Origin of the sequence: Candidatus Brocadia sapporoensis (assembly GCF_001753675.2) — a bacterium.
Lineage (GTDB): Bacteria > Planctomycetota > Brocadiia > Brocadiales > Brocadiaceae > Brocadia > Brocadia sapporoensis.
The window spans coordinates 1-23,871 of record NZ_MJUW02000021.1; the positions used below are offsets into that span (position 1 = coordinate 1).

At 41.4% G+C, this 23,871-nt stretch carries 21 protein-coding genes and 3 pseudogenes; 12 read left to right on the plus strand and 12 right to left on the minus strand.

The features are described from left to right. Positions 1 to 1,322, minus strand: a pseudogene (locus BIY37_RS01470) (IS1634 family transposase); the annotation flags it as partial. A 224-nt stretch (positions 1,323 to 1,546) separates the two neighbouring features. Here BIY37_RS01470 and BIY37_RS01475 point away from each other — a divergent pair. Beyond that, positions 1,547 to 2,785 (plus strand): COG1470 family protein, encoded by a 1,239-nt coding sequence (locus tag BIY37_RS01475; RefSeq protein WP_080324768.1) that lies wholly within the window; start codon positions 1,547 to 1,549, stop codon positions 2,783 to 2,785. A gap of 75 nt (positions 2,786 to 2,860) precedes the next feature. On the opposite strand, the gene BIY37_RS01480 is transcribed toward BIY37_RS01475, so the two are convergent. Continuing rightward, positions 2,861 to 3,295, minus strand: coding sequence for a PPC domain-containing DNA-binding protein (locus BIY37_RS01480; protein ID WP_070066077.1), 435 nt, complete (start codon positions 3,293 to 3,295; stop codon positions 2,861 to 2,863). 221 nt (positions 3,296 to 3,516) lie between these two features. Between BIY37_RS01480 and BIY37_RS01485 the strand changes: the two genes are divergently transcribed. The 4 genes from BIY37_RS01485 (at position 3,517) to BIY37_RS01500 (ending at position 7,899) form a co-directional block, all read left to right on the plus strand. Then, positions 3,517 to 5,238, plus strand: a complete 1,722-nt coding sequence (locus BIY37_RS01485) for a phosphohexomutase domain-containing protein (protein WP_230402404.1) — start codon at positions 3,517 to 3,519, stop codon at positions 5,236 to 5,238. A gap of 677 nt (positions 5,239 to 5,915) precedes the next feature. Then, complete coding sequence (locus BIY37_RS01490) at positions 5,916 to 6,446, plus strand: hypothetical protein (RefSeq protein ID WP_070066078.1); 531 nt, start codon at positions 5,916 to 5,918, stop codon at positions 6,444 to 6,446. A 611-nt stretch (positions 6,447 to 7,057) separates the two neighbouring features. Beyond that, positions 7,058 to 7,468 (plus strand): cytochrome c, encoded by a 411-nt coding sequence (locus BIY37_RS01495; protein ID WP_143299123.1) that lies wholly within the window; start codon positions 7,058 to 7,060, stop codon positions 7,466 to 7,468. Positions 7,469 to 7,518: 50 nt separating this feature from the next. Continuing rightward, positions 7,519 to 7,899 (plus strand): c-type cytochrome, encoded by a 381-nt coding sequence (locus tag BIY37_RS01500; protein WP_070066080.1) that lies wholly within the window; start codon positions 7,519 to 7,521, stop codon positions 7,897 to 7,899. 94 nt (positions 7,900 to 7,993) lie between these two features. Here BIY37_RS01500 and BIY37_RS01505 read toward each other — a convergent pair whose 3' ends face one another. After that, positions 7,994 to 8,536, minus strand: coding sequence for a cysteine hydrolase family protein (locus BIY37_RS01505; RefSeq protein WP_230402405.1), 543 nt, complete (start codon positions 8,534 to 8,536; stop codon positions 7,994 to 7,996). Positions 8,537 to 8,567: 31 nt separating this feature from the next. Then, entirely contained in the window at positions 8,568 to 9,335 is a 768-nt protein-coding gene (locus tag BIY37_RS01510) for an MBL fold metallo-hydrolase (RefSeq protein ID WP_070066081.1), read from the minus strand. A 309-nt stretch (positions 9,336 to 9,644) separates the two neighbouring features. On the opposite strand from BIY37_RS01510, the gene BIY37_RS13990 reads away from it, so the two are divergent. The 6 genes and pseudogenes from BIY37_RS13990 to BIY37_RS01535 all read left to right on the plus strand — a co-directional run bounded on the left by BIY37_RS13990 (position 9,645) and on the right by BIY37_RS01535 (position 17,363). Then, positions 9,645 to 9,767, plus strand: coding sequence for a hypothetical protein (locus tag BIY37_RS13990; protein ID WP_261340822.1), 123 nt, complete (start codon positions 9,645 to 9,647; stop codon positions 9,765 to 9,767). A gap of 801 nt (positions 9,768 to 10,568) precedes the next feature. Continuing rightward, positions 10,569 to 11,352: pseudogene (locus BIY37_RS14225) on the plus strand (ISNCY-like element ISCku10 family transposase); the annotation flags it as partial. Positions 11,353 to 11,830: 478 nt separating this feature from the next. Beyond that, positions 11,831 to 12,445 (plus strand): hypothetical protein, encoded by a 615-nt coding sequence (locus tag BIY37_RS01520; protein WP_070066083.1) that lies wholly within the window; start codon positions 11,831 to 11,833, stop codon positions 12,443 to 12,445. An 83-nt stretch (positions 12,446 to 12,528) separates the two neighbouring features. Beyond that, positions 12,529 to 13,005, plus strand: a complete 477-nt coding sequence (locus tag BIY37_RS01525; protein WP_070066084.1) for a nucleoside deaminase — start codon at positions 12,529 to 12,531, stop codon at positions 13,003 to 13,005. A gap of 75 nt (positions 13,006 to 13,080) precedes the next feature. Beyond that, positions 13,081 to 14,616, plus strand: a complete 1,536-nt coding sequence (locus tag BIY37_RS01530; RefSeq protein ID WP_080324769.1) for a multiheme c-type cytochrome — start codon at positions 13,081 to 13,083, stop codon at positions 14,614 to 14,616. A gap of 527 nt (positions 14,617 to 15,143) precedes the next feature. Next, complete coding sequence (locus BIY37_RS01535) at positions 15,144 to 17,363, plus strand: GGDEF domain-containing response regulator (protein WP_070066086.1); 2,220 nt, start codon at positions 15,144 to 15,146, stop codon at positions 17,361 to 17,363. A gap of 35 nt (positions 17,364 to 17,398) precedes the next feature. On the opposite strand, the gene BIY37_RS01540 is transcribed toward BIY37_RS01535, so the two are convergent. The 8 genes from BIY37_RS01540 to BIY37_RS01570 all read right to left on the minus strand — a co-directional run bounded on the left by BIY37_RS01540 (position 17,399) and on the right by BIY37_RS01570 (position 22,836). Further along, the gene (locus BIY37_RS01540; RefSeq protein ID WP_070066126.1) at positions 17,399 to 18,571 is read right to left on the minus strand and encodes an FprA family A-type flavoprotein; all 1,173 of its coding nucleotides are present in this window, start codon (positions 18,569 to 18,571) and stop codon (positions 17,399 to 17,401) included. Between the two features lie 170 nt (positions 18,572 to 18,741). After that, positions 18,742 to 19,422: a 2-C-methyl-D-erythritol 4-phosphate cytidylyltransferase gene (ispD, locus tag BIY37_RS01545; protein ID WP_070066087.1), complete on the minus strand. Its 681-nt coding sequence runs from the start codon at positions 19,420 to 19,422 to the stop codon at positions 18,742 to 18,744. Between the two features lie 211 nt (positions 19,423 to 19,633). Next, the gene (locus BIY37_RS01550) at positions 19,634 to 20,788 is read right to left on the minus strand and encodes a deoxyguanosinetriphosphate triphosphohydrolase (RefSeq protein WP_070066088.1); all 1,155 of its coding nucleotides are present in this window, start codon (positions 20,786 to 20,788) and stop codon (positions 19,634 to 19,636) included. A gap of 12 nt (positions 20,789 to 20,800) precedes the next feature. Further along, positions 20,801 to 21,277 (minus strand): HIT family protein, encoded by a 477-nt coding sequence (locus BIY37_RS01555; RefSeq protein ID WP_070066089.1) that lies wholly within the window; start codon positions 21,275 to 21,277, stop codon positions 20,801 to 20,803. Between the two features lie 51 nt (positions 21,278 to 21,328). Further along, a complete protein-coding gene (locus BIY37_RS14230) occupies positions 21,329 to 21,562 on the minus strand; it encodes an FmdB family zinc ribbon protein (protein ID WP_080324770.1) in 234 nt (77 codons plus the stop codon). 27 nt (positions 21,563 to 21,589) lie between these two features. Further along, positions 21,590 to 21,757, minus strand: coding sequence for a CBS domain-containing protein (locus BIY37_RS13630; RefSeq protein WP_080324771.1), 168 nt, complete (start codon positions 21,755 to 21,757; stop codon positions 21,590 to 21,592). Between the two features lie 113 nt (positions 21,758 to 21,870). Continuing rightward, positions 21,871 to 21,996 (minus strand): hypothetical protein, encoded by a 126-nt coding sequence (locus tag BIY37_RS13995; protein WP_261340823.1) that lies wholly within the window; start codon positions 21,994 to 21,996, stop codon positions 21,871 to 21,873. A 51-nt stretch (positions 21,997 to 22,047) separates the two neighbouring features. After that, complete coding sequence (locus BIY37_RS01570) at positions 22,048 to 22,836, minus strand: LysM peptidoglycan-binding domain-containing protein (protein ID WP_070066091.1); 789 nt, start codon at positions 22,834 to 22,836, stop codon at positions 22,048 to 22,050. A gap of 473 nt (positions 22,837 to 23,309) precedes the next feature. Between BIY37_RS01570 and BIY37_RS01575 the strand changes: the two are divergent. Further along, a pseudogene (locus tag BIY37_RS01575) lies at positions 23,310 to 23,801 on the plus strand (ISNCY-like element ISCku10 family transposase); the annotation flags it as partial. Between the last annotated feature and the right edge of the window lie 70 nt (positions 23,802 to 23,871).

Genomic DNA, 23,871 nt, shown 5'->3' on the forward strand with positions numbered 1-23,871 from the left:
GCTGGGTATAACGGCTCATGACAATATGACGGCCATCCGTGGTCGGTAAATGAACTTCTATCATTTGAATGCCCGACAGTTTTTCCAAAATCGCTTCAGACGTCAGCCCGCCGGCTCTCCCCCGCGCAAGATTGCGCAGTGTCGTGTGGAGACAAAAAGCCAAAAAGGAAACAAAAATATGGGCTTCAATTCTCCGTTCCCATTGGTGCCAGATGGGGCGGACGGAAAGAGACCCCTTCAAATCCTTAAATGCCTGTTCTATCCGCGTCAACAGCAAATAATTTTCCCAGACGGTTTCCGGCGCGGTGGCCTGCATGTTGGAACGAAGCAAATAACGCCCCTCGCGCCAATACGCCTGCCTCAGGCGTTCCCGATCCAAACGGAACCGGAACGTATTCTCATTAACGGGCCCCTGCGGTTTGGGAATAGAGATAGTGACCAGTCTGAAGTCTCGTCCGGCTTCTTTCTTGAACGAGCCAATATGCATGAGCAGGTCATCGCGCGTGAGGGCCTTTCGATTGCGAAGTTCGCGCAAACCCACCCACAAACGTCTGAGTCTGCGCCGACGCATGGAACGCTCCTTAGACACCCGATCCTGGCTTTCCACGTAAACGTAAAACTCCGATTCTTGCTGAAGAATTTTCACGCGGACGTTCTCCCTCGCCTCAATCCACGTCTTTCCCAGCAACGGTTTTTCTACATGCGTCAAATGCCCCTTCGGAGTACCAACCAAAGAATCAATCCCTCGCTCACGCATCTTTTCCAACATCTCCTCCGTTGGAATACCTCTATCCATGAGCCAGGTGCGCCGGAATTTCCCATATCGCTTTTCGATCCGATCCAGAAATTCCCCTAATGTAGCGCTATCTCTGGTATTGCCAGGATACACTTCGTAGGCAACGGGAAATCCTTCCGGCGTCAATACCAACACCACTACCACTCCGGCTTGACAGCAGACGCATCCTCCAAAATGCGTCCAGTTCCAGCATATCCCATAAATACAATCCCAACCAGCTTGCTCCCCACTCCCGTGGATGGCGCAACTCTATTTTGTCCAACCTCACCCGAACTGTCTCACAATCCGGTATCGGCAAGGATTCCCGGTCGTCCGGAAATAATGCCAGTTGTCTTGGCTGGGGTTCTTTACCCGACACCGCCTCTATCGTCCGAACCCACCCCGCGCGTTGATCGTCATTGAGTTCTCCCAAATAGAGAACCTGCCGCTGCACCACCCTTCTTCCGCTAACCCGGCGGTTCTCTACCACGCTCCAATATCGGTGGGTTTTCCCGTCTTTCGTTCGTGTCTTTTCCCGGAGAAACATGCGGACATTTTCGCACTTCCCCCCCGCATGCGTCAATAGGGTAGGTCGGCACTACAAGCCGTTTTCAAAACTCACTCCTTGAATATCGAGGCTTTCACAGCGATTCCTGCCCAAAAATAAACTTTTTTTGCCGCGAATTGCGAAAGTCGGGCTAACAGGACAAATAAAACAAAAATACTTGCAAATTTTTTTGCTTTTGCTAGATTAGTTGACTAGTGGAAAGAATGATTCCTATAATTCTCTATAAAATGCCGTTGAGTTCTGAATGGAAACTACTTGAGATGGTTATAATCAAAAAGCGCTACACCTTTTATATATTGTTGATGATGCTGGCAGTACTGATGGCAACACCACTCCAAGCCCAACACATCGCACGCCGGCTAGGGCATCCCTCTACGCGTTTTGCCGATCCAATCCACACACCTGAAGAACTGCGTGCCAGGTTAACCTCAGAGGATCTCTTTGCCGACATAGATATTATATTGAACCTTTGCAACGGTTGGCAGGGTAGCATTGAAGATTTCCGCCATGCAGCAGCAACTGCACCGATTACGGCGCTGCAGATTCCCGTTGGTACTCATCTGCCGGCAATGTCTTCACGCAAGAATGGAGAACCAATTCTGATTCGCGGTCTGGTCTGGGGAGGAGAGGAGCCGATTGATGCGTATGAATTCACCTTTTATTCGAAAGGTCGTCGTTACCGTTGTGTAACACCTAAACTATGCTGCAATTTTTGGGTTGAAGACCTTGGGCCGGATAGTCGTGTCCCCGTCCTGACGATTGAGTGTAACACATCGGATGAGGTTCCGATCCACCGCCCCGTGCGGGTATGCCTTACTGTGAAAAATACCGGTGATATGCCGGACGAATTGGTTACCGTAACACTGCCGGTTCCCGCGGGTGCGATATTCACACAATCAACCGGAGAGACCAATGCCGCTGCAAGTCGCGTGATCTGGCGTATTTCCAATTTTGCACCTTATGCGAGCAGGCACCTCTGCGCAAACTTTACCGTGCAGCAACCCGGTGACTTGACATTTACCCCCACGGCGTTTGGTACTGTTGCCCATCAGGTGGACACAATGTGCGTTACCCGCGTCTCCGGCATCCCTGCAGTTTTACTTGAAGTTGTTGACGTTGATGATCCTATCGAGGTAGGCCGGACAGAGACCTATGAACTCAGCGTGGTTAACCAGGGTTCGACTGCGCTTACCAATGTGGTAATCGTTTGCGCACTGGAGGACACCCAGGAGTTTGTGTCGGGCACAGGTGTAACGACTGCCCAAGCGCAAGGTCATATCATAACCTTTGCTCCACTGGCCATGCTCCCACCGAAAGCTACCGCTAAATGGCAGGTCATTGTGAAGGCCCTTGCCGCCGGTGATGTGCGCTTTTCGGCAGAACTCACGAGCGATCAATTTAAGCGTCCAATCAATGAAACAGAGGCAACACGGCAATATTAAAGCGCTATTGGCTTGACCATAGCCGTTCTTGGTTTATGGTTGTTCCTGACCTTGCAATTGCCAGTATGAAACGTTCTAAAGCTTCAGTATATTTAACCCAGTTACAGGATCAAACTCCCGCACTGCATCGATTCCGTCGAGTTCAATAATTACCGCTTCGAGCACAAGATACGTCTGGGAATTTTCTCTCAGACACCCGACTTTTACCGTGTCTTTTTTCCCGAATGCTGCATGGCAATGAACCTTTGGCTCATTGTTCTGATAGAAGATAGTTCCAAAACCGACGACTTCATGGCTTTCACCGAGCGCTCTCCATATGGGAGCGGGCGGGAGTTCATCTTTTTCTGGTCCTACAACGATCTTTCCCTCACGCATCCCTCCTAGCAGATAGAATGCGGCTGCACGAACATCCTCTTTTTTGGCTATACTACAGAGATTCCCAAGGACGTCCTCCTTGTCTTCAAATTTCGCAGCAATAACCCTCCCTATCTTTCCTACCTGATATTTCATTCTACAATCCTCCATGCATACATGACCGATTTACAAGGTGTACCGGTTGGCTCATTGTGGTTTAGCTTAAATAAATAAAATTATGATGTCAAGTTAATAGATAAAGTTAATTCCTTATTGACAGATGCGGTGGAAGCGCTCACAAGAAAAAATGACAAAAACTGCAGCCAGCCCGAATACCATTTGATAAAATCTATGAAATTTTCTTGAAAGCCCTGAAGATGCAGGTAAAATCAAGGGCATTCGGGGAAAATAATCATACTGGCAAACTCGATCATAATGAGAAATATATTACTCTTATTCCGGAGACACCAATGAAAACCAATGGTTTTAAAGATGCAGGCGAATGCTGGAAGGCTATCCTTTCAGATGCAAAACGGAACGTAGGCTTTCTTGAAGAAATAAAAAGATTTGCAACAGAAAATACAGATCCGGCAAAGATTACTTTCGGTACTTCCGGATGGCGGGGTGAGATAGGTACCGATTTTACCTTTAACAATGTGCGCATTGTAACCACCGCACTTATAGAAATGTTTAAAACGAGTGGGCAAGGCGTAATGGAGTCGCTTGGCGTAAAGGATTTTGATGAGATTAAAAGGCGCGGCATTATCGTGGGCCACGATAACCGGTTTTTAGGGCCAGAATTTGCTTCATCGGTGATGGGGTTGCTTGCGAACGAGGGTATCAAGGTTTTCTACGCAGGGGAAGCTATTACCCCTGAACTTTCTGCTGCTATTAGCATGATTCATGCAGCATGTTCCATAAACCTTACCCCCTCGCACAATCCGGCAAATTATGCAGGATTTAAGTTTAATCCGGCGGACGGCGGCCCTGCCGGCCCGGAGATTACCGAGGTTATTGAGAACCATGCAAACCGGCTGATGACGGAGAAGACAATTATAGAGGAAATAAAACCCATAAATTTTCAGAGAATTGATACAACAAGGATTTACGAGGACTTTCTTAAAAAAAGGGGCACGCTGAACCTTAACAAGATACGACGTTTTATCGAAGGCGAGGATTGTTGTATTTATATCGACCACGTTCATGGCGCCACACGGAGCAGGCCCAATGTTCTTCTTGGTGAGAGTCCAAAAATAAAATATCTGAGGACGGAGGACGACTATCTCTTTGGAGGTATACCGCCTGAACCATCAGCAAAGAATATAAAGCCGGTAATGGATGCATTAAAAGGGGAACGGTCAAAATTCAAGTTGGGGGTAATTATGGACCCCGATGGTGATAGGATACGGTTTACGGATGGAGAAATGGATATCACGATGAACCACTTTGGGGCTATGGCGCTGCATTTTCTCGCCGTATATAAGAATATATCTGGTGTATTAGTAAAATCGGTAGCCACAAGTAATTTTGGAAATGCCATTGCAGAGAAGCTTGGAATCCCTGTACGGGAGACGGCAGTTGGCTTTAAAAACTTCAGACCGTATATGCTTCAGGATGCACGGGAGCGGGCTATCGTCTCCTACGAGGAAAGCGACGGGATCTCCGGCTATAATAATACGCTCGAAAAGGACGCCATGTTCGGGTTTCTGCTCGCAATTGAGATGTTATCTGTAACGAAAAAAAACCTCGGTGGATATCTCCGCGAACTTGAGGAAAAGTTCGGAGCTTATTTTCCTGAAAGAGCTAATATTGAGGTTGAGCGTTCCCTTGCAGGCGCCCCTCTTTTAGAAAAACTTTCGCGCCTGAAAAGTAAGCTTACTGCCGGCGGAAAAGTAACCATTGGAAAAAGTTCTAAAAGTATTAAGACCGTTATAAGCATTGATGGAATCAAGGTAGTGCTCGAGGATGACTCGTGGTTTTTGATAAGACCATCAGGCACAGAGCCAAAGGTAAGATTCTATGTAGAAACAAGGTCTTCCGAAACTCTGAAAGATATGATTGAGACGGCTGACCGTTTGACAAGAGAGTCGCTTGCGTAACTACGTTTGAACGTATTTGGGATTTGTCTTTTTACCCGGGTAAATGTTTATGCGAGACAGTACGGGCAGAGATTGTGATTATTCAAAGCATCTTAGGGATGGTAGCTTTAATCACTATTGCCCGGGCATTAAGTGAAAGCTGATGGAAGTTAATTGATGTATAGACGACGATATTATCTTGCAACATTTATCTGGGAGGACTTACCTGTCCCCGAAACCTTGAATTAAATATTTGACATATCGTAGGTTTTTTTTATAATTAGCCCTCTTTGTTTTATGTGGTAAATTTTAGTACAAATCGCCTGTTTTTTTGGTTACTTTGAACCAAAGATTTTTAATAAAACAGACGGGTCTTTTTACCTTAATGACAATAACTTATTATCAATGAATAGGTTGTAGTTTTTTTTCTATTTTGGTACGAAAGATGCTCTTACTGTGGTACAAAGAATTGGACTTCGAAGTAACCTAGGGTATGGTACTGAAAATTATTTGTACAGTTGCTTAATTGCGATAAGACTAGCACAAGTACAGTATAAAAAATTTATGCGATTAAGCATGGGATATATTATCGGTAATGTGTCCTATTCTCTTTAGGAATTGCATGACGGTAATATAATAAATTATTTTAGGTGTTGGGAAAGGATTAAAGGTTACTTCATTGACGGAGGTCAAAGAAATTGGTAAGAAAAAGTCTTTTTGCGGGTTTAATTGCTGGTATATGTGTGATTGCGGCCCATGGCTTTGCTGAAGATAAACTGAAGGAGGAAAAAGAAAAAAGTGAATTGGCCAAGATTATGGGTGAAATAGATAAAAACTATAAAGCTGCAGAACGGATATCGGGATATTATAAATACAATGATAATGATTGGAGTGATTTAGCAGAAGCGAGTGCAAACATCGTTCAACTTACAAAAGTGGTGATTAGTAAGTTTTCACGGCCTGATGATAAAAAGTATCAGGATCTTAATAAATCGATGTTGTCTGAGGCCGAAAAGATGTTAGAAGTTACAAAGCGTAGGAATGAAAAGGGTGCATTGGAAGATGCGCAATGGCAGGTGCGGCGGTTAAGGCAGACATGCGCAGTATGTCACAAACACTTGGGGATTCATCTTTATCCACAGTTGTATCCTGGTAAAAAGGACGAATTGCAACCTGGCCAGGAAGAAATCCCGGCTCCAAAAGAAACCGGTGTGCCAAAAGATTGGTAATGAGTACTCAAAGAGCGTATTAAGTTTTTGAAATAATCTTTGATAAGCTTTGTGTTGCCGCTACCGTTGAGTAAAGTTTTTGCTTGACTCGTTTTATTTTCAATGATATAGTGTCGGGACTTGGGAGTTTAAAAACTAATCTGATCGTTATACTATAGAGTACCATAAGTAAGAGCTGGCTACTATCCGCTGTGCCTCATATTTCCCATACTTCTTTCTGCATTAAAGATGCATGAGCCATTGCTCTGTAATAATCTTGATCTATTTTTGGTTTGTCTTTCACAGAACGAAAAGGAAAGCGTTTTACATAAAAAGCCGAAAGATGCAAGAATGAGAAAAAAAGGGCAGAGATTTTTTTCTTGCTTTTTAAAGAATGTGAAATTGTAACTTGACACAGTGATGCGCTCAGATTTTTAGTAACGAAGGGAGGTGAAGTGAAAAATCAGAAGCTTAGGGGTGAATTCTAATATTTCAGAGTCTAAACACGGATTGAAGAATAGCGGCCCTTTTTGTTTTAGTCTATTTATTATGGGAAATGATTGTCTTGGAAGAAATTCGATAAGAGTCTGGAGATTGTAAGTAATTTAAAAAAAGAAAGTGAGGAGGAAAAAATGAGGTTAAAAAAAGGTATTTTTGCAGGAACAATTACCTTGTTCGTTGCAGCGATGTCGTCAGTGAGTTATGGACAGGCAAGCCAAGCCGAGTTATGCAAAAAAATGTGGGATGATTTTCAGGCAATGAGAGCAATGACCGGACTTTCCGCGGCTGATGATAGTAATTTTGGTAAATTTTCGGCGGCAGCAAAGGCAATTACCGCAGATACGGAGATCTCCAAGAGCAAATTTGCAACGGATAAAAATTATAACGTATTGAATGACGAGGTCATTTATCATTCAAACGAAATTGATAAAGCGGCAGCAAACAAAGATTTGGAAGAAATCCAGGTACAATTCAGAAGGCTAACCATAGCCTGCAGGAATTGTCATAAGATTTATAGATCAGAGCTGAAACTGGTTCCGTAATATACTTAAATATCATATCCTACATAATCTAAATGAGGAGGGTTTGAATAATGAAATTGTTCCGTTTATCATATATAGTGCCTGTTGTTGCAGGTTTAGGGTTATCTTTGGCGAGTTCTGTATGGGCATTAACGCACCATACCCCTGGCGACACTACAAAGAGCCCTTATACGATTTTTGCTGGTCTTGGTTTTGCGGTTCAGGAGAGCTGTTATTATTGCCACGGAAATGGTGGTAAGGGCACTGCCAAGGGTCATGAGTATGGAGTGCCAGATTTTACAGATCCGGCTTTTCAAAGTGCTTGGACAGATGAAGCGCTTGTAAAACACATCAATGCAGGAAAAGGAAAATGCCCTGGGTATCAGGGAAAGATGTCACCGGAAATGATTGAGAAGATGGTGGAGATTGTAAGGAATTTTGGCTCGAAATAATCTTTTCGTGAGCGTGCCTTACAACTTCTTCTGGATACAAGGTAAAAGGGCATATGAAATATTCATTTCGTATGCCCTTTCTTTTTTTGTAAAATCAGGACGCTGAAATAATATCAGCATGGAAAAGATGACGCATCTGCTCTATAGCAAATTGGTGTTCGTGTTGTGTAAGTGCGGCAACACAATTGTCAGGTATTACAATCTGATAGCCTCTCATATAGGCTTCCGCTACGGTATATAATATACAGATATTGGTGACAACCCCGGTTATGATTATGTGAGTGATACCACACCTTTTCAATATCCTGTCCAGAGATGTTTTGTAGAAACAGGAATAACTGGTCTTATTAACCAAATAATCTTGTCTGTGTGGATGAAGTTCTTTGATAACCTGAGCGCCATCGGTTCCCTTTACAGCATGTCTGGACCACAGCTTAAATTCTCTATCAAATTTTTTATGCGCGTCGCAGCAAAAAATAACGGGAATGCGCTTCTTTCTTGATTTTTTAAGTTCCTTTTTAATGTTATCGATTATGGCTCGTGCCTTTGGTACCTCCAAGGGAGCGCCTTCTTTGACGAAATCATTTAACATGTCACAAATAAGGAGTGCACACCGTGCTTTATCATGTTGTTTCAATATTTTTATACCTCTTCAGAGAAACCAAGCCTTATACTATAACACGGGTAAAATCTTCCGCAAAAATGATCTCACCCTTATAAACGTCTTTCAGGGCATTATTCAAATGGCTATTATTCTTTCTGAAGGTATCGCATATGGGATAAAAGTGCGATAAGACCAATCTATCACATTGGGATTCATGCGCAATTTGTGCACAAAGACGTGGCGTTAGGTGCCCTTCTGCCGTTTGATCGTTTGGAAGAGAACATTCAAGAACCAACGTATTAACTTTTTCAGCGAGGCGAAGAATCCCGTCGCAATACCCCGTATCGCCTGAGTATGTTAAAGTTTTGCCATCCATGGATTCTATACGGTAGCCGATACTGTGTATTGTATGTTGTACTGGTTCCACGATAATTTTCCAGCCGTCAAATTTTCTTTCCCCTTTCTCAATTTCGCAGAAATGCAGGTCAAAGGTCTTCGGTTTTATAGTTTCACCAAACACTGATAGCAAACCTTCATAAAATGTCTTTAATCCCATAGGTCCAGTAACATAAAGTGGCTTGGTTCTTTTTGGGTCATTATATCGCATCGCAAAAAGGATGGAAACGAGATCTAACGAATGATCAGGATGAAAATGGGAATAGAATAGGTGGTCAATATCTAAATAGGTAACATCCGCAAGGAACAACTGACGTAAAGAGCCTGGGCCGGTATCAAAAACTAAATATTTTTCTTTTATCTTTACAAGGGTACAGGGATATGCCCGCGTCTTCGATGGTGTTCCCGTACCAGAACCGATAATGGTTAATTCCATTTTACAAAATTCTTTCCAGCCATGCCACCGGGTATTATCGTAAATATATATGCTACTAAAAACGCCCTTACTACAGTAAACGTAATAAATAAGTATTCCCGCAAGTGTAGTCTATGAAAAAGCATATCAAGAAAAATAGTATCCTTGTTAACAAGAAAACCTCATTGCAAGAGTTTTGACAGCTTTCTGGCATCGGGTAGCGTAAAATGTTTTGTGCAAATTTAAGATAGGTTAGAAAAAGACGCATTCACCTTTATACTTGGAGTTGTGGAATTTGAATAACTATAAACTAGGGAAGAAGAATACGCCATGACAGAATTTAGCATTAATGTAGCAGAAGTTAAAAAGTATATCAAGGGGTTAATAGAAACGCCTGGTAAGATTTTTGTATGGTACGTTACCATGTCAGAGAGAATGTGGACCAATATTTGAGTGAATTAATGGAAGCGGAGTCGACGTATTATATAGGGCGGGAGCAATATCAGAGGCGAGGCGAGGACAAAGTAAATCACCGGAATTGCTGATATAAGCAGCGATTTACCCTGAAAGGCATATGGGAGGTTGCTGCTAATGCTTAATTACATAAATTGCTGCTAGCATTTTTTAACTAACATCCGTGTATTTTTCAAGCATTCGAGGTAGTAATATATTATAGCGTATTATTGCAATTAAACACTAAAGTACCGGGAGACCAGAAAGGGAAGTTTAAGACGTCCATATTACCTACCCCTACTTTTGCAATTTGGGGAGGGTGCAACCTGCTGAGATAGCAAAATCAGGAGGTTATGTAAAAAGGTCGGCATTACAGACCGACCTGTCCGGACGCGTAAACCTTGACAGGTTGTCCAAGAATTCAGTGGCCAACCTAAACGCATTCTATATAGTATTTGAACGAAAACCAGCCGAAGGCAGATAATACAAAGTAGAGAAGGCGAAAGAATTGAATAAAAGTATTGAATACATAAAGTAGGAGAGGTAAACTTATGGCAAAAAATGAGGATTTCGTTATTAGCGAGGCGGTAAAAAGGGCAAATATTCGATACGACAATAAAAAGGCAAAAGACATTCGACAGAAGACGAGAAAGAGACCTGTACTGAGTTAATCGAAGTATTTGAGCCGCAACAGGAGTTTGGCATCATACCCATTTCCGCGGTACAATCGCCAATCAAGAGCCGAGATGAGCTACCGCCGATATTGCGGGTATTGCAACATATCCATGTGTCACACCGGAGTTAAACGCGGAGGTATTCAGGGTATTTAGAGGGAAAGGTACCGAAGGAGAAGAAAAAGACGGGGAGATACGGGATGGATTTGTGGCATATCCTGGTCTTATCAGCAGAAAGATTAGGGTGTTGGATGCTGATTACGCCGGCTGGATGATTTCGCCAACCATCATAAGCTTATCAGGCAGATTCTTGGGGTAGAGACGACGTTTGGAGAGGGCAAGAGATTTTCAAGGCAGGGTATCAAGGACAAGGCAAGTTTATTGGATGAGGAGACCATCAACAAAATCAATAAGGCAGTGGTGAGAGTGGATTGACGAGTAGTATAAGTGAAAAGATAGAGGCAAGTATGTTGGCAATCTATGAAAGGGTGCTCTCAACAAATCAGATAGAAGGTATATGCTGCAAAAATGGAGAGACCTGAGTATTTTCACGGGATATCGAAAAAGCACATTAACCTGGTGAAGAGACCTGTATGGAGTTAATCGAAGCAAGAGTGATAGAGGGTGAGCAGATACCGGTGGAAGGGAAGGTGTATTCGTCATTTGAGCCACATACGGAATGGTTGTACAAAGACAAGGCAAACAAAAGGGTGGAATTAGGGCATAACATTCTGGTGGCAAGTGATCAATGGGGCTTTTTCGTGGAGCAACGGGTTATTGAGAGACAGGCGGAGGTATTGTTGCCGATTCCTCTGGCAGACAAGTTGTTGAATCGATTTGGAGAAGACGCAATGGAGAGTTTCAGCTTTGATAAGGGTTTTTACAAGCGAGAGAACAAGGAGTTGCTGAGCCGTGTCTGAACGAAAAGTACCAAACAGGTCATTTCGAGCGGAGCGAGAAATCTTTTGAGCATTGAAATTGTAGGGTTTGAAGATTTCTCCCTTCGGTCGAAATAACAAAAGTCTGTGTTTTCGTTCAGACACTAGATAATTGTAACGTTCCACCGGTAGTCTGGAGTATCATAGTCACCTTTAGCACATGACTCTGTGCCTATGCTTTTTTGCTTAGGGTTTGTTAACATATAGTATTCATACAAATGGGAAGCGATGAAACTTAATGTCTGATAAGCTTAGAGATAGGACTTGAAAATTTCCACATTTATTGTATCATTTCTACAGTTCTTTCTGCATCTTCAAAAGAATATTTTAGCTATCTCGTCCATTGAAAATAACACATACTACAAAAAATATTAATACAAGAATTTGTATTGTTTTAGTCTCCATTTCGTTGCTCTTTTTGTTCATCGAGTACCTGACACATCTGGAGTTTATGTTCCATTTATCCGCAATTCCGCTTGAAATATTAGCTGGTGTTTTTATTGTAGAAAAATTTTTAGAGAACAGTGAAAAAACGGAGAAACGAAGGCAACTCATGTTCATAAAAAGTTATGTGTTTCGGTCAGAGTTGCTTAATCTTTTTATTGTTAATTTTGATGCACTTAAGTCCCCGTCTCTAACAATGTCAAAAATCAGAAATGCAACCTTAGAAGAACTAAAACACATGCGAAAGGAAGCCAATACGATAGAATATCAATCACCGGAGTTGATGGAGCCGGTAATTATGGAGTACGTCAAGGCCGAGCACGTTTGGCGTAGTTTTATGGAACGAACGATTACCTATAATTTTGAGGAGAGTTTTCGCGATATGATATTTATCTTGAACTTTATCCACGATGTCAAATTATTTAAAAATAATAACCCTGATAAACTTTTCATTTATGAAGCTGAGAAAAATGTGTTATTTATGGAAAAAGCAAAAAAGGTGTTAGGTTCTGGTATTCAAAAATTTTTGGATTACACTATCGAATTAAAGGAAAACTATCCCAATACGTTTGATGAACTCATTTCTGACTACGAATTGTCATCAAAAATTAGGGATACCTAAGCTAACAGAAGAGAACTGTAACGACGTAAACTGATCTCACATTCCTGGTTTTATGCAAAAATGAAATAACACTATTTACGCGGATGAATGTACCGAATGAAAAATTCATGAGGCTTGCCATAGACAAAGCAAAGCAAGGCGTTGAAAATGGGCAAACACCTTTTGGGGCATGTATCATAAAAGATGGAGAAATCATTTGCTGTGTGCATAATACCGTTTGGGAAAATATGGACATCACTGCACATGCCGAGGTTCATGCAATCAGAACGGCCGGCAGAGCATTGAATACCGTTGATCTGACGGGCTGTATAATTTATTCTACCTGTGAACCTTGTCCCATGTGTTTTAGCGCCTGCCATTGGGCAAAAATCTCGAAGATTGTGTATGGCACAAAAATCGATGATGCAAAAAAGTTAGGATTCGCTGAGCTTACCATTTCGAATATGACAATGAAACAGTTTGGCAACAGTCCGGTAGAAATAGTTTCAGATTGCCTTCGAGATGAGAATTTGGCACTTTTTGAATTTTGGAATAAACAAAAGGACAAGAGGATTTATTAGCTTGCTCATCATTGTCAATACACACATGAAACCACATGAGGCATTTACTTGTCCAATTCTGCCAAAGGAGATAAGATGACTCACCCGTTAGATTATTACGAAGCACAGCATAGCAACCATCATACGCCCTCCATCTTAAATCCCATTACAAGAAAAAACAGAGCGGCTTTTGATTCCCCGACTTCCGTTTTCTTGTCCTCATCAAGGAAGATACGGGTGGATAAAAACAATTTCTCAAACATGTATCTTGTACATTATAATATCGCAAATGTATCTCTAAAACATTTCACCCTTGTGATCATTTTTGCCGGATTGTTTTTGCTTGCCAGTTGCTCGACTCAAAAGGAAACGACGATCACCCATCAGAAAACGGTCATCTCTGCTCGTGAGGAAAAACCTGCACTTACCAAAAGTGAAGTGACATTGACCATTCCCAAAAAGGAGAGAGGAATCACTGAAGAATCCTTGAAATGCATAACGTGTCATGAAGAACATGGCATTACGCATGGGTGGGTAGCAGATTGGGAAGGTAGCAAGCATGCAAGAAAAGGTGTGGGATGTGAGATGTGTCATATCAGTTCTGTCACAGAACTGGCAACAATGGAAGCCACAGAATTGGAATATCTTGGCTCACAAGGAAGCAATTGTGAGGACAAAAAAGTTCGCCGTCATGTCGCAGCCAGCATGTGTGGCAAATGCCATAAAAAAGAATACCAGGAATTTATGAAAAGCCGACACTCCATTGGCTGGGAGCGAATGCTTGAGTGCGGAAACCTCATGTCAATTCCAAAGGACATCCGTTCAACAAAATGTGGACAGTGCCACAATATCCAATTCAAATGTGATTCATGCCACACCCGACACACCTTTAGCACCCTTGAGGCGAAAACTCCGGAGGCATGCAGAACATGTCACACGTGTTCAGATAATCCGCATTATGAGATGTATATTTCCTCCAAACACGGAAGTGTTTATATGGCAAGTCAATCTGGCATATTAAAAGAATCTCAAACCGTTTCCTCCCTAAGATCCCCTGTCTGTGTTACCTGCCATATGCCTCAGGGTACTCATGATCTCAGTTTCGGACTTACCCATGGCCCGGTTGCTGGAAATGGACCCTATTATATCAATAGAAACGGAGCCGCTATAGATGAAGTTGAATTTACAAAGAAAAGAATAGACATGCTGTCGATCTGTAATATATGCCACTCATTCCCTTTTGCAAAAAAGACATTACTGGATGCTGATGACGTATACAAAAACGTTGAGGCTGTTATAAAAGAGGCTCGGGATATCGTCTCTGAGTTGGAAAGAGAAAATCTATTGTCTCTATCAATGATCAAAACAGCGGGAATGCTTTTGCCTAGCCACGCCTCCGTTCAGGAGACCTTACCATCGTACACAAACAAATCCAGGACAGAACGCTTGTTTATCAAATTAACACAGAGCGCCGCTGTTAGCTGGAAAGGAGCTTTTCATGAGAATCCAGGTTATACAAACTTATGCGGGTGGTCAAAACTCCAGGAAGATTTGAGTGATATGAGAGAAGAGGTAAAGAAGATCCATGAAGAGGTAGAATTTCAGAGAAAGATGAAAATGAAATTACGGTAATTTTCATTTTCTACAGTTGAAAATACTTCAAGACAGTAAATCCCCTTACATCATTACCTTTGCAGAATTTTGTGTGAGTAAATTTTCAATATTATTCCTTCTATTTAGTACGACAAAACAAAGGCTTTTCGGATAAAATAGGAACTCAAAATTTTTTCATGCCTGAATTACTCCTGGGATTTTCCAAAATTGCGTGGAATGAAAGATGCCTTGGTAAGATTTATCGCATTGAGGGCTAGCAAAAGCACGAAAGGGAGACTATAATAAAAGCAGGGCTAGTTTACAATGCATACGTATCTAGCAACTTGAGATTTTACCCATACATAGCTTAGTAAGCCCAAATATTTTACATTTCAAATAAATACAAATCTTTTATTGTCTACCGACTATCACAGCATTTTAAGCTACAGGTCTGCATCTGCAAAACACTCTTATAATCACAACCGGCAATAGTAATTTTATAAATATTGGAATTTATTTACTATTAACATTTTGTTTGTACCTTCCGATTATAGAGGATATTTACTATGGCCAGAATTCAAAAGATACCCAGGGGCATGGAGAAAGTTATGAGCAAAAAGAAGTTGAAAATACTTCTAGTCGATGACGATGAAGATGACTACGTCATAACAAAAGATCTACTTTCTGAAATACGATGGATGAAATTTGATTTGTACTGGGAAAAGACACACGAGAATGTGCTCAAGCTATTAAATGATAATCAATTTGACCTCTGTCTTTTCGATTATCGACTAGGCTCAAAAACAGGGTTGGATCTCTTACAAGAAGTAGTAAAAAATGGTTACAAGGGACCGGTTATTATATTGACTGGACAAGGCGATTATGAAATTGACAAAGAGGTGATGAAAGCAGGCGCATCAGATTATCTCGTCAAGGAACAAATTTGTTCATCTTTGCTCGAGCGCTCTATTCGTCACGCTTTAGAGCGTAAACGCACAGAAGAGGCATTGGTGGCATCTAAAGATTATGCAGAGAATCTTATCAACAGCTCGATTGATATGATTATAGCTACAAATACGGATCGTCTGATCACCGAGTTTAATCCCGCAGCACAAATGGTGTTTGAGTACAACAAATACGACGTGCTATACAAACCCTTTCGCATTCTTTTTGCTGACGGAAATGAATGGCAGCATATTAACAGGAAAATTGAGCAGAAAGGGTGTTTTTCCGGAGAGGTAATCAAGAAAAAGAAAAATGGTGAGACCTTTCATTCATATTTATCTGCATCTGTTTTAAGAGATCTGAAAGGTGGTGAGGTGGGAATTATTAGCATATCACGTGATATTACTGTGCAAAAGCGTCTTGAGGCGCAACTGTTGTATAATGCTTTTCATGATTCATTGACTGGTCTTCCAAATAGAAAACTTTTTATGAATCACCTGGAAAAAGTGATAAGACTCTCACAAATGGATAAAGGTTTTTTATTTGCTGTTCTTTTCCTCGACATCGATCGCTTTAAAGTCATAAATGATAGTCTCGGCCATGCAATAGGTGACAAATTACTGATTTCGATTGCAGAAAGACTCAAGGAATGTCTGCGCCATAATGATATTGTTGCACGTTTTGGCGGAGATGAGTTTGTTATACTCCTTAGTGATATAAAAGAGAGTTCGTGTGCAAAAGTAATTGCCGAAAAAATCTTAAATAAACTGAAAGAACCTTTCTGCCTTGATGGGCACAGCGTATTTACCGGCACGAGCATTGGGATCGTTCTGAGTGAGGAATACTACGATCGGCCAGAGGATATTCTGAGAGATGCCGATACCGTAATGTATCGTGCAAAAATGAATGGCAGATCGAATTATGCAATGTTTGACAAAGAGATGCACGCTCATGCGGTAAAGACCTTACAGATGGAGGCTGACCTTCAAAGAGCGATTGTGAACAATGAGTTCAAATTGTATTATCAGCCCATTGTGTCGTTAGCAGATGGTAATATTACCGGTGTTGAGTCTCTTATCCGTTGGGAACATCCACAGAAGGGTTTAGTTTCTCCGGCAGAATTCATACCACTGGCAGAAGAAACGGGAATGATTGAATCAATTGGCAGATGGGTAATAAAGGAGTCTCTTTCTCAGAGTAAGATCTGGCACAATGTAGAATATTCAAACGTGTCTCTTTCAGTAAATGTTTCTGCACGACAATTCCGGAGCCATAACTTGCCGGAAATAATACGAAGGATATTAGAAGAAACCGGCATGGATTCTATGGCTTTTGACTTGGAGATCACGGAAAGCACTGTCATGGAGGATATGGACAGAAGCATTAAAACATTAGAAGAGTTGAACAGCATGGGTGTAAAAATCATGCTTGATGATTTTGGTACAGGCTTTTCTGCAATAAACAACCTACGGTTTTTGCCGGTGAACGGAATAAAAATAGATTTGTCTTTAACGAAAGATATTGCTACGAGTCCTGGCGCTGCAACGATAGCCAAGGCAATTATCAATATGGCGCACGGCCTTAACAAGAAAGTAATAGCTGAAGGAGTGGAAACGGATGCACAATTGGAATTTTTACGTTCCCATAATTGCGATATGGCACAGGGCTACCTTTTCGGTAGACCCATGCCGGCTAGTGAACTAGTGAGAATATTGGAAAAAAATTCAATGCATTACAAGATATCGAACGATAAAAAAAGCGTATCAACAGAACATCCATTCGAAAGAGCTTTGTTAACCCATTTTCGGCACCACCTACTTCCTCATAATTATGCCTCTTAAACATGAATTTCCACTATCGGCTTATTGAAGATACATCACCGCTTAAGGAGATCCTGTTTCACTTTATTGGTGATTTCTTGCAATTGTGTTTCATCAGGAACGTACTGAATCTTTATGCTCTCCATCATTTCGAAACCGCATTCTTTCAAGGTGTCTTCAACATGACCAACTGCCTGACCACCCCAACCATATGAACCAAAAGCTAGTCCAATTCTGTTTTTTGGAGACAAACCTTTTAAGTAGGTTAAAAAACCAGCTACTGTCGGGAGCATATTGCTATTTAACGTAGGAGAACCAACACAAATAAATCTGGTAGTCAATACATCAGCCACGATATCCGAAATGTGACTATTCCTAAGATTCGTCATTTTTACGGGAATTCCATGAGATTCAAAAATTTCTTGAAGAACGTTGGCAATCTTTTCTGTAGACTTCCACATGGTATCATAAATTATCAGACATTTATTATCTACCCGATTGGAAGCCCACTTCTTATATTCTTCTACTATAGTCTTTACATGTGAACGCCAGACGATCCCGTGACCTGGGGCAATCATGTCTACCCTTAACGGAGAAACTAAATCCATGGCCTTTTGAACCTGGCTTGAATAGGGCAAAACAATATTTGCATAATATTTTTCAGCCTCATCGATGATGATACCAAGAGGATATTCATCATCAAACCTTTCTGAAGATGCGATATGCTGTCCAAAAGCATCATTAGAAAAAAGAATACCATCTTCGATCAAAAAACTCATCATGTTATCGGGCCAGTGTATCAGCGGAGTAAGAACAAATTTGATATTTTTCTTACCAAGAGCAATAGTTTCATCAGTCTTGACAACTTTAAAATTCCAATCATTTCTTTTATAATGAGCCAATAATCCCTTCTGACCATGCGGAGAAGTGATAATTGTGGCATTTTTTGCAGTCCTTGTGAGAAGTGGAAGGCTACCTGAATGATCCATCTCCACATGATTTGAAATAATGTAATGAATGTCTGCGGGGTTTATGAGAGATGATAGCCTCTGCATCATTTTGTCATAGAGGTATGGTCTTACACTATCAATTAAAGTGATTTTCTCATCAAGAATCAGATACGCATTATAGGTTGAACCCCTCTGTGTTGAATATCCATGGAAATTCCTTAATTCCCAGTCAACTTCTCCAACCCAATAAATCCCCTCTTTTAGTTTAATCGGATTCACGAATCTTCCTCCAATAACAGAAACATTCAATAAATACTCTATTGTGTTTTACTTGTAACCAAACCGAAAACATTTAATTGTTGTTATACTAGCACATTCTAGCACGAATAGAAAACAAAAAAGCGCTGGACCATTCTCAGCGTTGCCGGTAAGAACACATGCCTAACCACTTACCCAAGCAGCGCCTCCGCAATACGCATGTCATCAGGCGTTGTAATTTTAATATTGTCATCTGTACCTGGCACAATCTCTACCCTGTAGCCGGCCTTTTCCACCATTTCCGCATCATCCGTAAATTCCCTATCCCCGTTTCTAAATTGATTGAAGGTTTTTAGGATCAGTTCCCTTTTGAATCCCTGAGGCGTTTGTGCCATCCACAGGTTATTCCTAGGAATAGTTCGTTGGATGTACAAATTATCTCCAGTCTCTTTGACGGTAGCTTTCATCGGTGCAGCAAGAATAGCAGCATGAGATTCTCTCGCCCTGTTTATTACAGCCTCAATATGCTCTTTTCTTACGAGCGGTCTCACTATATCATGAATCAATACGATTTCAGCATCAATCCCAGTCTGGCAAAGTCCGTTATACACGCTATCCTGTCGTCTTTTTCCTCCGGGAACAATTTTCTTTACCTTGTGTGCATTGAGGGTGTCCTGCCATCGATCACAAAGGGTTTGTATCTCCGTCTGTCCAACGACGAAGATGATTTCATGAACCGTTTCTATATGAGAAAAACGCTCAATGGTATAGAGGAAAATTGGCTTGCCATGAATTTGCAGGAAAGGTTTCTTAATACCCCCTCCCATGCGTAATCCAAGTCCTGCCCCAACCAATACAACAGACACTTTCATGTTAAATCCGGTAGTATCTTACAATAAATATTTTGACATTTTTAACAAAAATATGGATAAAATTAACCCTGTCATAGTTGACTCATGAATTATGTGCTTCTGATTTTATCTTTTCCGATTCGTTCGGATTAGGCTTTATCACGGAGATATTAAAAAACGCTAAGTTTTAATAACCTTTAATGTGTCCCGAGTACCTTTGTGTTGAGCCGCCTTAAACCCTTTCATATGGATAAAAAAGTTTTTTGTATTCATCCTGTGCAAAACGGTCTGTCATTCCAGCAATATAGTCACACACTGCCTGATAAAGACCTGCCTCTTCTACCCATTTCTGATATTCGATAGGAAGTTGTTTGGGATTTTTAATAAACGCAATAAAAAGTTCTTCCAGAAATCGTTTTGCCTTATCAGCCATTCGGACTACCCGATAGTGTTGATAAACATTTTTAAAAAGAAATTCCTGAAGGTTTCTCTTTTGCTTAGATAGGATGGGAGAAAAGGACACGATCAGGCCGGGATACTGTCTGACATCCAGGACCGTTTTGATACCTTCCTGTCTAATCCTGGACATCGTATTTTCAATGAGATCGGTAACTTCAAGGTCAATTATCGTCTTAATCGTTTGTGCAATGACTATATCACGATCGTTAATTGTATATTTATGTTTTACTCTTTTCTGTGTCTCCCGCCACAAATCAACAACTTGCAAATCATCATCTGTGATAATACCTGCCTTCAGGCTGTCATCCAAATCGTGATTGTCATAGGCAATGGAGTCTGCCTTATCCACAATTTGTGCCTCCAGCAATGGCTGCTCGTTGGCATGATACTCGGTTGCGATTGATGTACTATCGTAAGGAGACTTATGCTTGATTATGGACTCCTTGAGTTCCCACGACAAATTCAGTCCGGGGAAGTCGGGATATTTGCGCTCGAGGATATCAACAACACGCAGTCCGTGAAGATTATGCTCAAATCCCCCGTGCCCTTCCATAAGTTTTTTTAAAGCGTCCTCGCCGGAATGCCCAAAGGGTGTATGTCCCAAATCATGCGCGAGGGAAATAGCTTCTGCAATATCCTCGTTCAGATTCAATACCCGAGCAATACTTCGTGCGATTTGTGAAACTTCCATGGTGTGAGTCAATCGGGTACGGTAATAATCTCCCTCATGATTCACAAATACCTGGGTTTTATATTCAAGTCTCCGAAAGGCCGTTGAATGAATAATACGGTCCCGGTCTCTTTGATAAACACTGCGGTACTCATGCTCCGGCTCAGGATATTTTCTGCCCCGTGAGTCCTTACTTTTCATTGCGTAGGAGGCAAGCTCCCGCTCCTCTCTTAACTCTATTTCCTTACGGGTTAGCATGTGGGTGGATAGTTACACGTGTTTTTTGAATTCTCTATAAATATCTTCTAAAGATTGTGGAATAACTTTTGTGTCAGAAATGACAGGCATAAAGTTCGTATCACCATCCCAGCGCGGTACGATATGGAGATGGAAATGACCAACAAGCCCTGCTCCGGCAGATTTCCCCAAATTCACGCCTAGATTAAAACCATCCGGGTTCATCATGGTCGCAAGAAGTTTTTTCATATCTCTTGTTAGTCTCATGATTTCCAGCATTTCATGATCAGTAAGATCTGAAATATCAGGCTTGTGCTGGTTGGGCACAATCATAAGATGGCCGCTGTTATACGGATATTTGTTTAGGATACAAAAACATTCTTTTCGCCGAACCACAATGAGATGTTTTTCATCATGATTGTCGAGAAATGAATTGCAAAGGAAACACCCATTATCTTTCGGATGTTCTTGAATATAGGTAATGCGCCATGGTGCCCAGAGATTTTTCATCGATTATCACTCACGCATCTTCATGGAAAACAAATTTAACAATAAAATATGTTACGACCCGCATCCCGTACATGAAGATGCAGTACAACTTCCACAACCACCGGAACCACCGTCAGAACCAGCAGCTCCACCCCCTTTTACAGACATTCCAAATACAGAAAATATTTTTTTGACATTCCCACTTTTACAGGACGGACAAAATAATTTTTTTCGTTCAGATGCACTCCGAAAATATTCGTCAAATTTTGTATCGCACTGATTACACTGAAAGTCGTATATTGGCACAGTGATTGCTCCGGTACAGACCAAATTTCATTTATTTTCTAAATAAAACTTCAGAATATCTTTCCAGGTCACAATTCCCACAACATCGCCCTGGAAAGAAATAACGGGAAGGCATGACATATTATTTTTCAGAAGAAGGTCAGCGGCAGATTCAATGCCCGTCTCTGGATATATGGTAACAGGATTTCGAGTCATACTCTAACGCGTTCTCTTCTTCAAGGTATCTAAGTTACGGGTCGTCTCAATAATTTTTCCTAAAAAGAACTTGCCGCTTTGAGAAAATCACGGTCGGATATTACACCCACAGGTTATCGGTTTTCCACAACCGTCAGATGATGAAACCTGACGCGCCAAAAGATCATACGGATTGTCAGGAGGATATCGTCCATTTCTACCACGACCACTTTACCGGTCGTAATCGATAACATCAACAATCATATTCTCCTTATTTCCTCTCGAATTACATCAAAACGCTTGTTTATCGATCATTTTGGTAAATAAGTCATGGGATTTGCAGGCTTATCTTTTACGTAAATTTTGAAAGTAATCTCTTGCGATTTTCCGGCGCTCGTTGGACGAATATTTGCAATGGTTTGTGCCGTCTCCACGTGACTGCCTTCTCCCACTACGGGACTACAACACGATTCGTATAGAGTGCGTATTCCCCCCTCATGCTTGATCACAATGACAGATATGTCACCTCCTGCGCCAGAAACTGCCTCAATGGTGCCCTCTTTAGCAGCAACAACGTTTTGTCCTGCCTGAGGCAATATAGAGATACCATGATTTTTCGTTCCATTTCTCACTTCACCGTATTGTGATACGACTTTCCCTTTTACTGGCCATGTAAAACCGCGGGAGGACGCATCCCTTGCAGTTTTTCCTGTTGACAGACGACTTGAACGTGATATCGACGAAGGAGATTTCTGCGATTTCCCAGAAACAGGAATGGTAAGTTTTTGGCCTACCTTCAAGTCCTTTGTACTCTTCATATGGTTAGCCTTTAGTATTGCATTCACAGATGCTCCATAATTTTTTGATATACGCCATAACGTGTCTCCTTTTTTTACAACATAATACGTTGCCTTCTCACTTTGAATCTGAGGTTGATATGTTGTGCTAGCCTTTTGATCAGCAATGGACCTCATTTCACTCTCCAGTGGAGCTGGCACTTCTGTTTTCTTAGTTTGCGTAGCACAACCCCCCGCAAGAGTTAATACAGAAATAATGAGAATACCTTTAACTGTAAGATTTATTAAAAAATAATTATTCATCTCATCCCTACTACAGAAAATATCTAACTCATGCTATCTAACACTTTCTCTTTTACATTTTTGATCAGATTTAATCTTGTTTGGTTGCAATTTTATCAGCGCTTGTAAACAAATTCAAGTAAGAATAGTTGACAATATTTATTCACCTAAATAATCTTTCTTTTAATAGATTTCTTTTTTGCTTTGTAATTAATGCTTGAACGAAAACCAGCCGAAGGCCGATTATACAAAGGTAAGAAGGCAAAAGAATTGAATAAAAGCATTGAATTTATAAAAAAGGAAGGGATTTGAGCAGCAGGGGAAGCTTGGAGTCATATCCATTTCAAAAGTATAACTGCCAATAAAGAGCTGAGGTGGGCTCCCATCGATACTGAGAGTATTGCACATATCTCTGTCAAACCGGAATTGAACGAGGAGGTGTTCAGGGTATTAGAGGTGAAGGTACTGAAGGGGAAGAAATAGACGGGGAGATGCGGGATGAAATTGGGCATGATATTCTGGTGGCAAGCGATCCATGGGGATTTATCGTAGAGCATCAGGTTGTTGAGAAAGAGGCGGAGGTGTCATTGTCGATTCCCCTGGCAGAGAGATTGTTGAATCGGTTTGGAGAAGACGCAATTGAGAGTATCAGCTTTGACAAAGGGTTTTACAAGCGAGAGAACAAGGAGTTGCTGAGTCTGTATATACCGGAGGTAATTATGCCCAGGAAGAGTCGGAAGAACCAGGAGGAGCAGGCAGAGGAGTCGGGCAGGACGTTTCAGAATCTCAGACATAAGCACTCAGCAGTGGAATTGAACATCAATCGTTTGGAACATCACTGCTTGGATAGGTGTCTGGATAAATGGTTGCATGCATTTAAAAGGTATTGTGCACGGGGAGTGGCGGCTGCGAATTTACACAAGCTGGGAAACGTGCTTCAGGAGAAGGTACGAAAGAAACATGATAAATTGAGAAAAGTAGCTTAAAAACAACAAGAAGCAGCATGGCAAGGGAGATACCATCTCCAGACAAGTCTAAAATGAAGGGAAATGAGTA

Coding starts and splice junctions, on each gene's coding strand:
- BIY37_RS01535 (WP_070066086.1), top strand. CDS start 15,144: ATGGCCAGAATTCAAAAGATACCCAGGGGCATGGAGAAAGTTATGAGC.
- BIY37_RS01530 (WP_080324769.1), top strand. CDS start 13,081: ATGACTCACCCGTTAGATTATTACGAAGCACAGCATAGCAACCATCAT.
- BIY37_RS01475 (WP_080324768.1), top strand. CDS start 1,547: ATGATTCCTATAATTCTCTATAAAATGCCGTTGAGTTCTGAATGGAAA.
- BIY37_RS01520 (WP_070066083.1), top strand. CDS start 11,831: ATGTTCCATTTATCCGCAATTCCGCTTGAAATATTAGCTGGTGTTTTT.
- BIY37_RS01525 (WP_070066084.1), top strand. CDS start 12,529: ATGAATGTACCGAATGAAAAATTCATGAGGCTTGCCATAGACAAAGCA.
- BIY37_RS13630 (WP_080324771.1), bottom strand. CDS start 21,757: ATGACTCGAAATCCTGTTACCATATATCCAGAGACGGGCATTGAATCT.
- BIY37_RS01550 (WP_070066088.1), bottom strand. CDS start 20,788: ATGCTAACCCGTAAGGAAATAGAGTTAAGAGAGGAGCGGGAGCTTGCC.
- BIY37_RS01510 (WP_070066081.1), bottom strand. CDS start 9,335: ATGGAATTAACCATTATCGGTTCTGGTACGGGAACACCATCGAAGACG.
- BIY37_RS01480 (WP_070066077.1), bottom strand. CDS start 3,295: ATGAAATATCAGGTAGGAAAGATAGGGAGGGTTATTGCTGCGAAATTT.
- BIY37_RS01495 (WP_143299123.1), top strand. CDS start 7,058: ATGAGGTTAAAAAAAGGTATTTTTGCAGGAACAATTACCTTGTTCGTT.
- ispD (WP_070066087.1), bottom strand. CDS start 19,422: ATGAAAGTGTCTGTTGTATTGGTTGGGGCAGGACTTGGATTACGCATG.
- BIY37_RS01485 (WP_230402404.1), top strand. CDS start 3,517: ATGCAGGTAAAATCAAGGGCATTCGGGGAAAATAATCATACTGGCAAA.
- BIY37_RS01555 (WP_070066089.1), bottom strand. CDS start 21,277: ATGAAAAATCTCTGGGCACCATGGCGCATTACCTATATTCAAGAACAT.
- BIY37_RS01570 (WP_070066091.1), bottom strand. CDS start 22,836: ATGAATAATTATTTTTTAATAAATCTTACAGTTAAAGGTATTCTCATT.
- BIY37_RS13990 (WP_261340822.1), top strand. CDS start 9,645: ATGACAGAATTTAGCATTAATGTAGCAGAAGTTAAAAAGTATATCAAG.
- BIY37_RS01500 (WP_070066080.1), top strand. CDS start 7,519: ATGAAATTGTTCCGTTTATCATATATAGTGCCTGTTGTTGCAGGTTTA.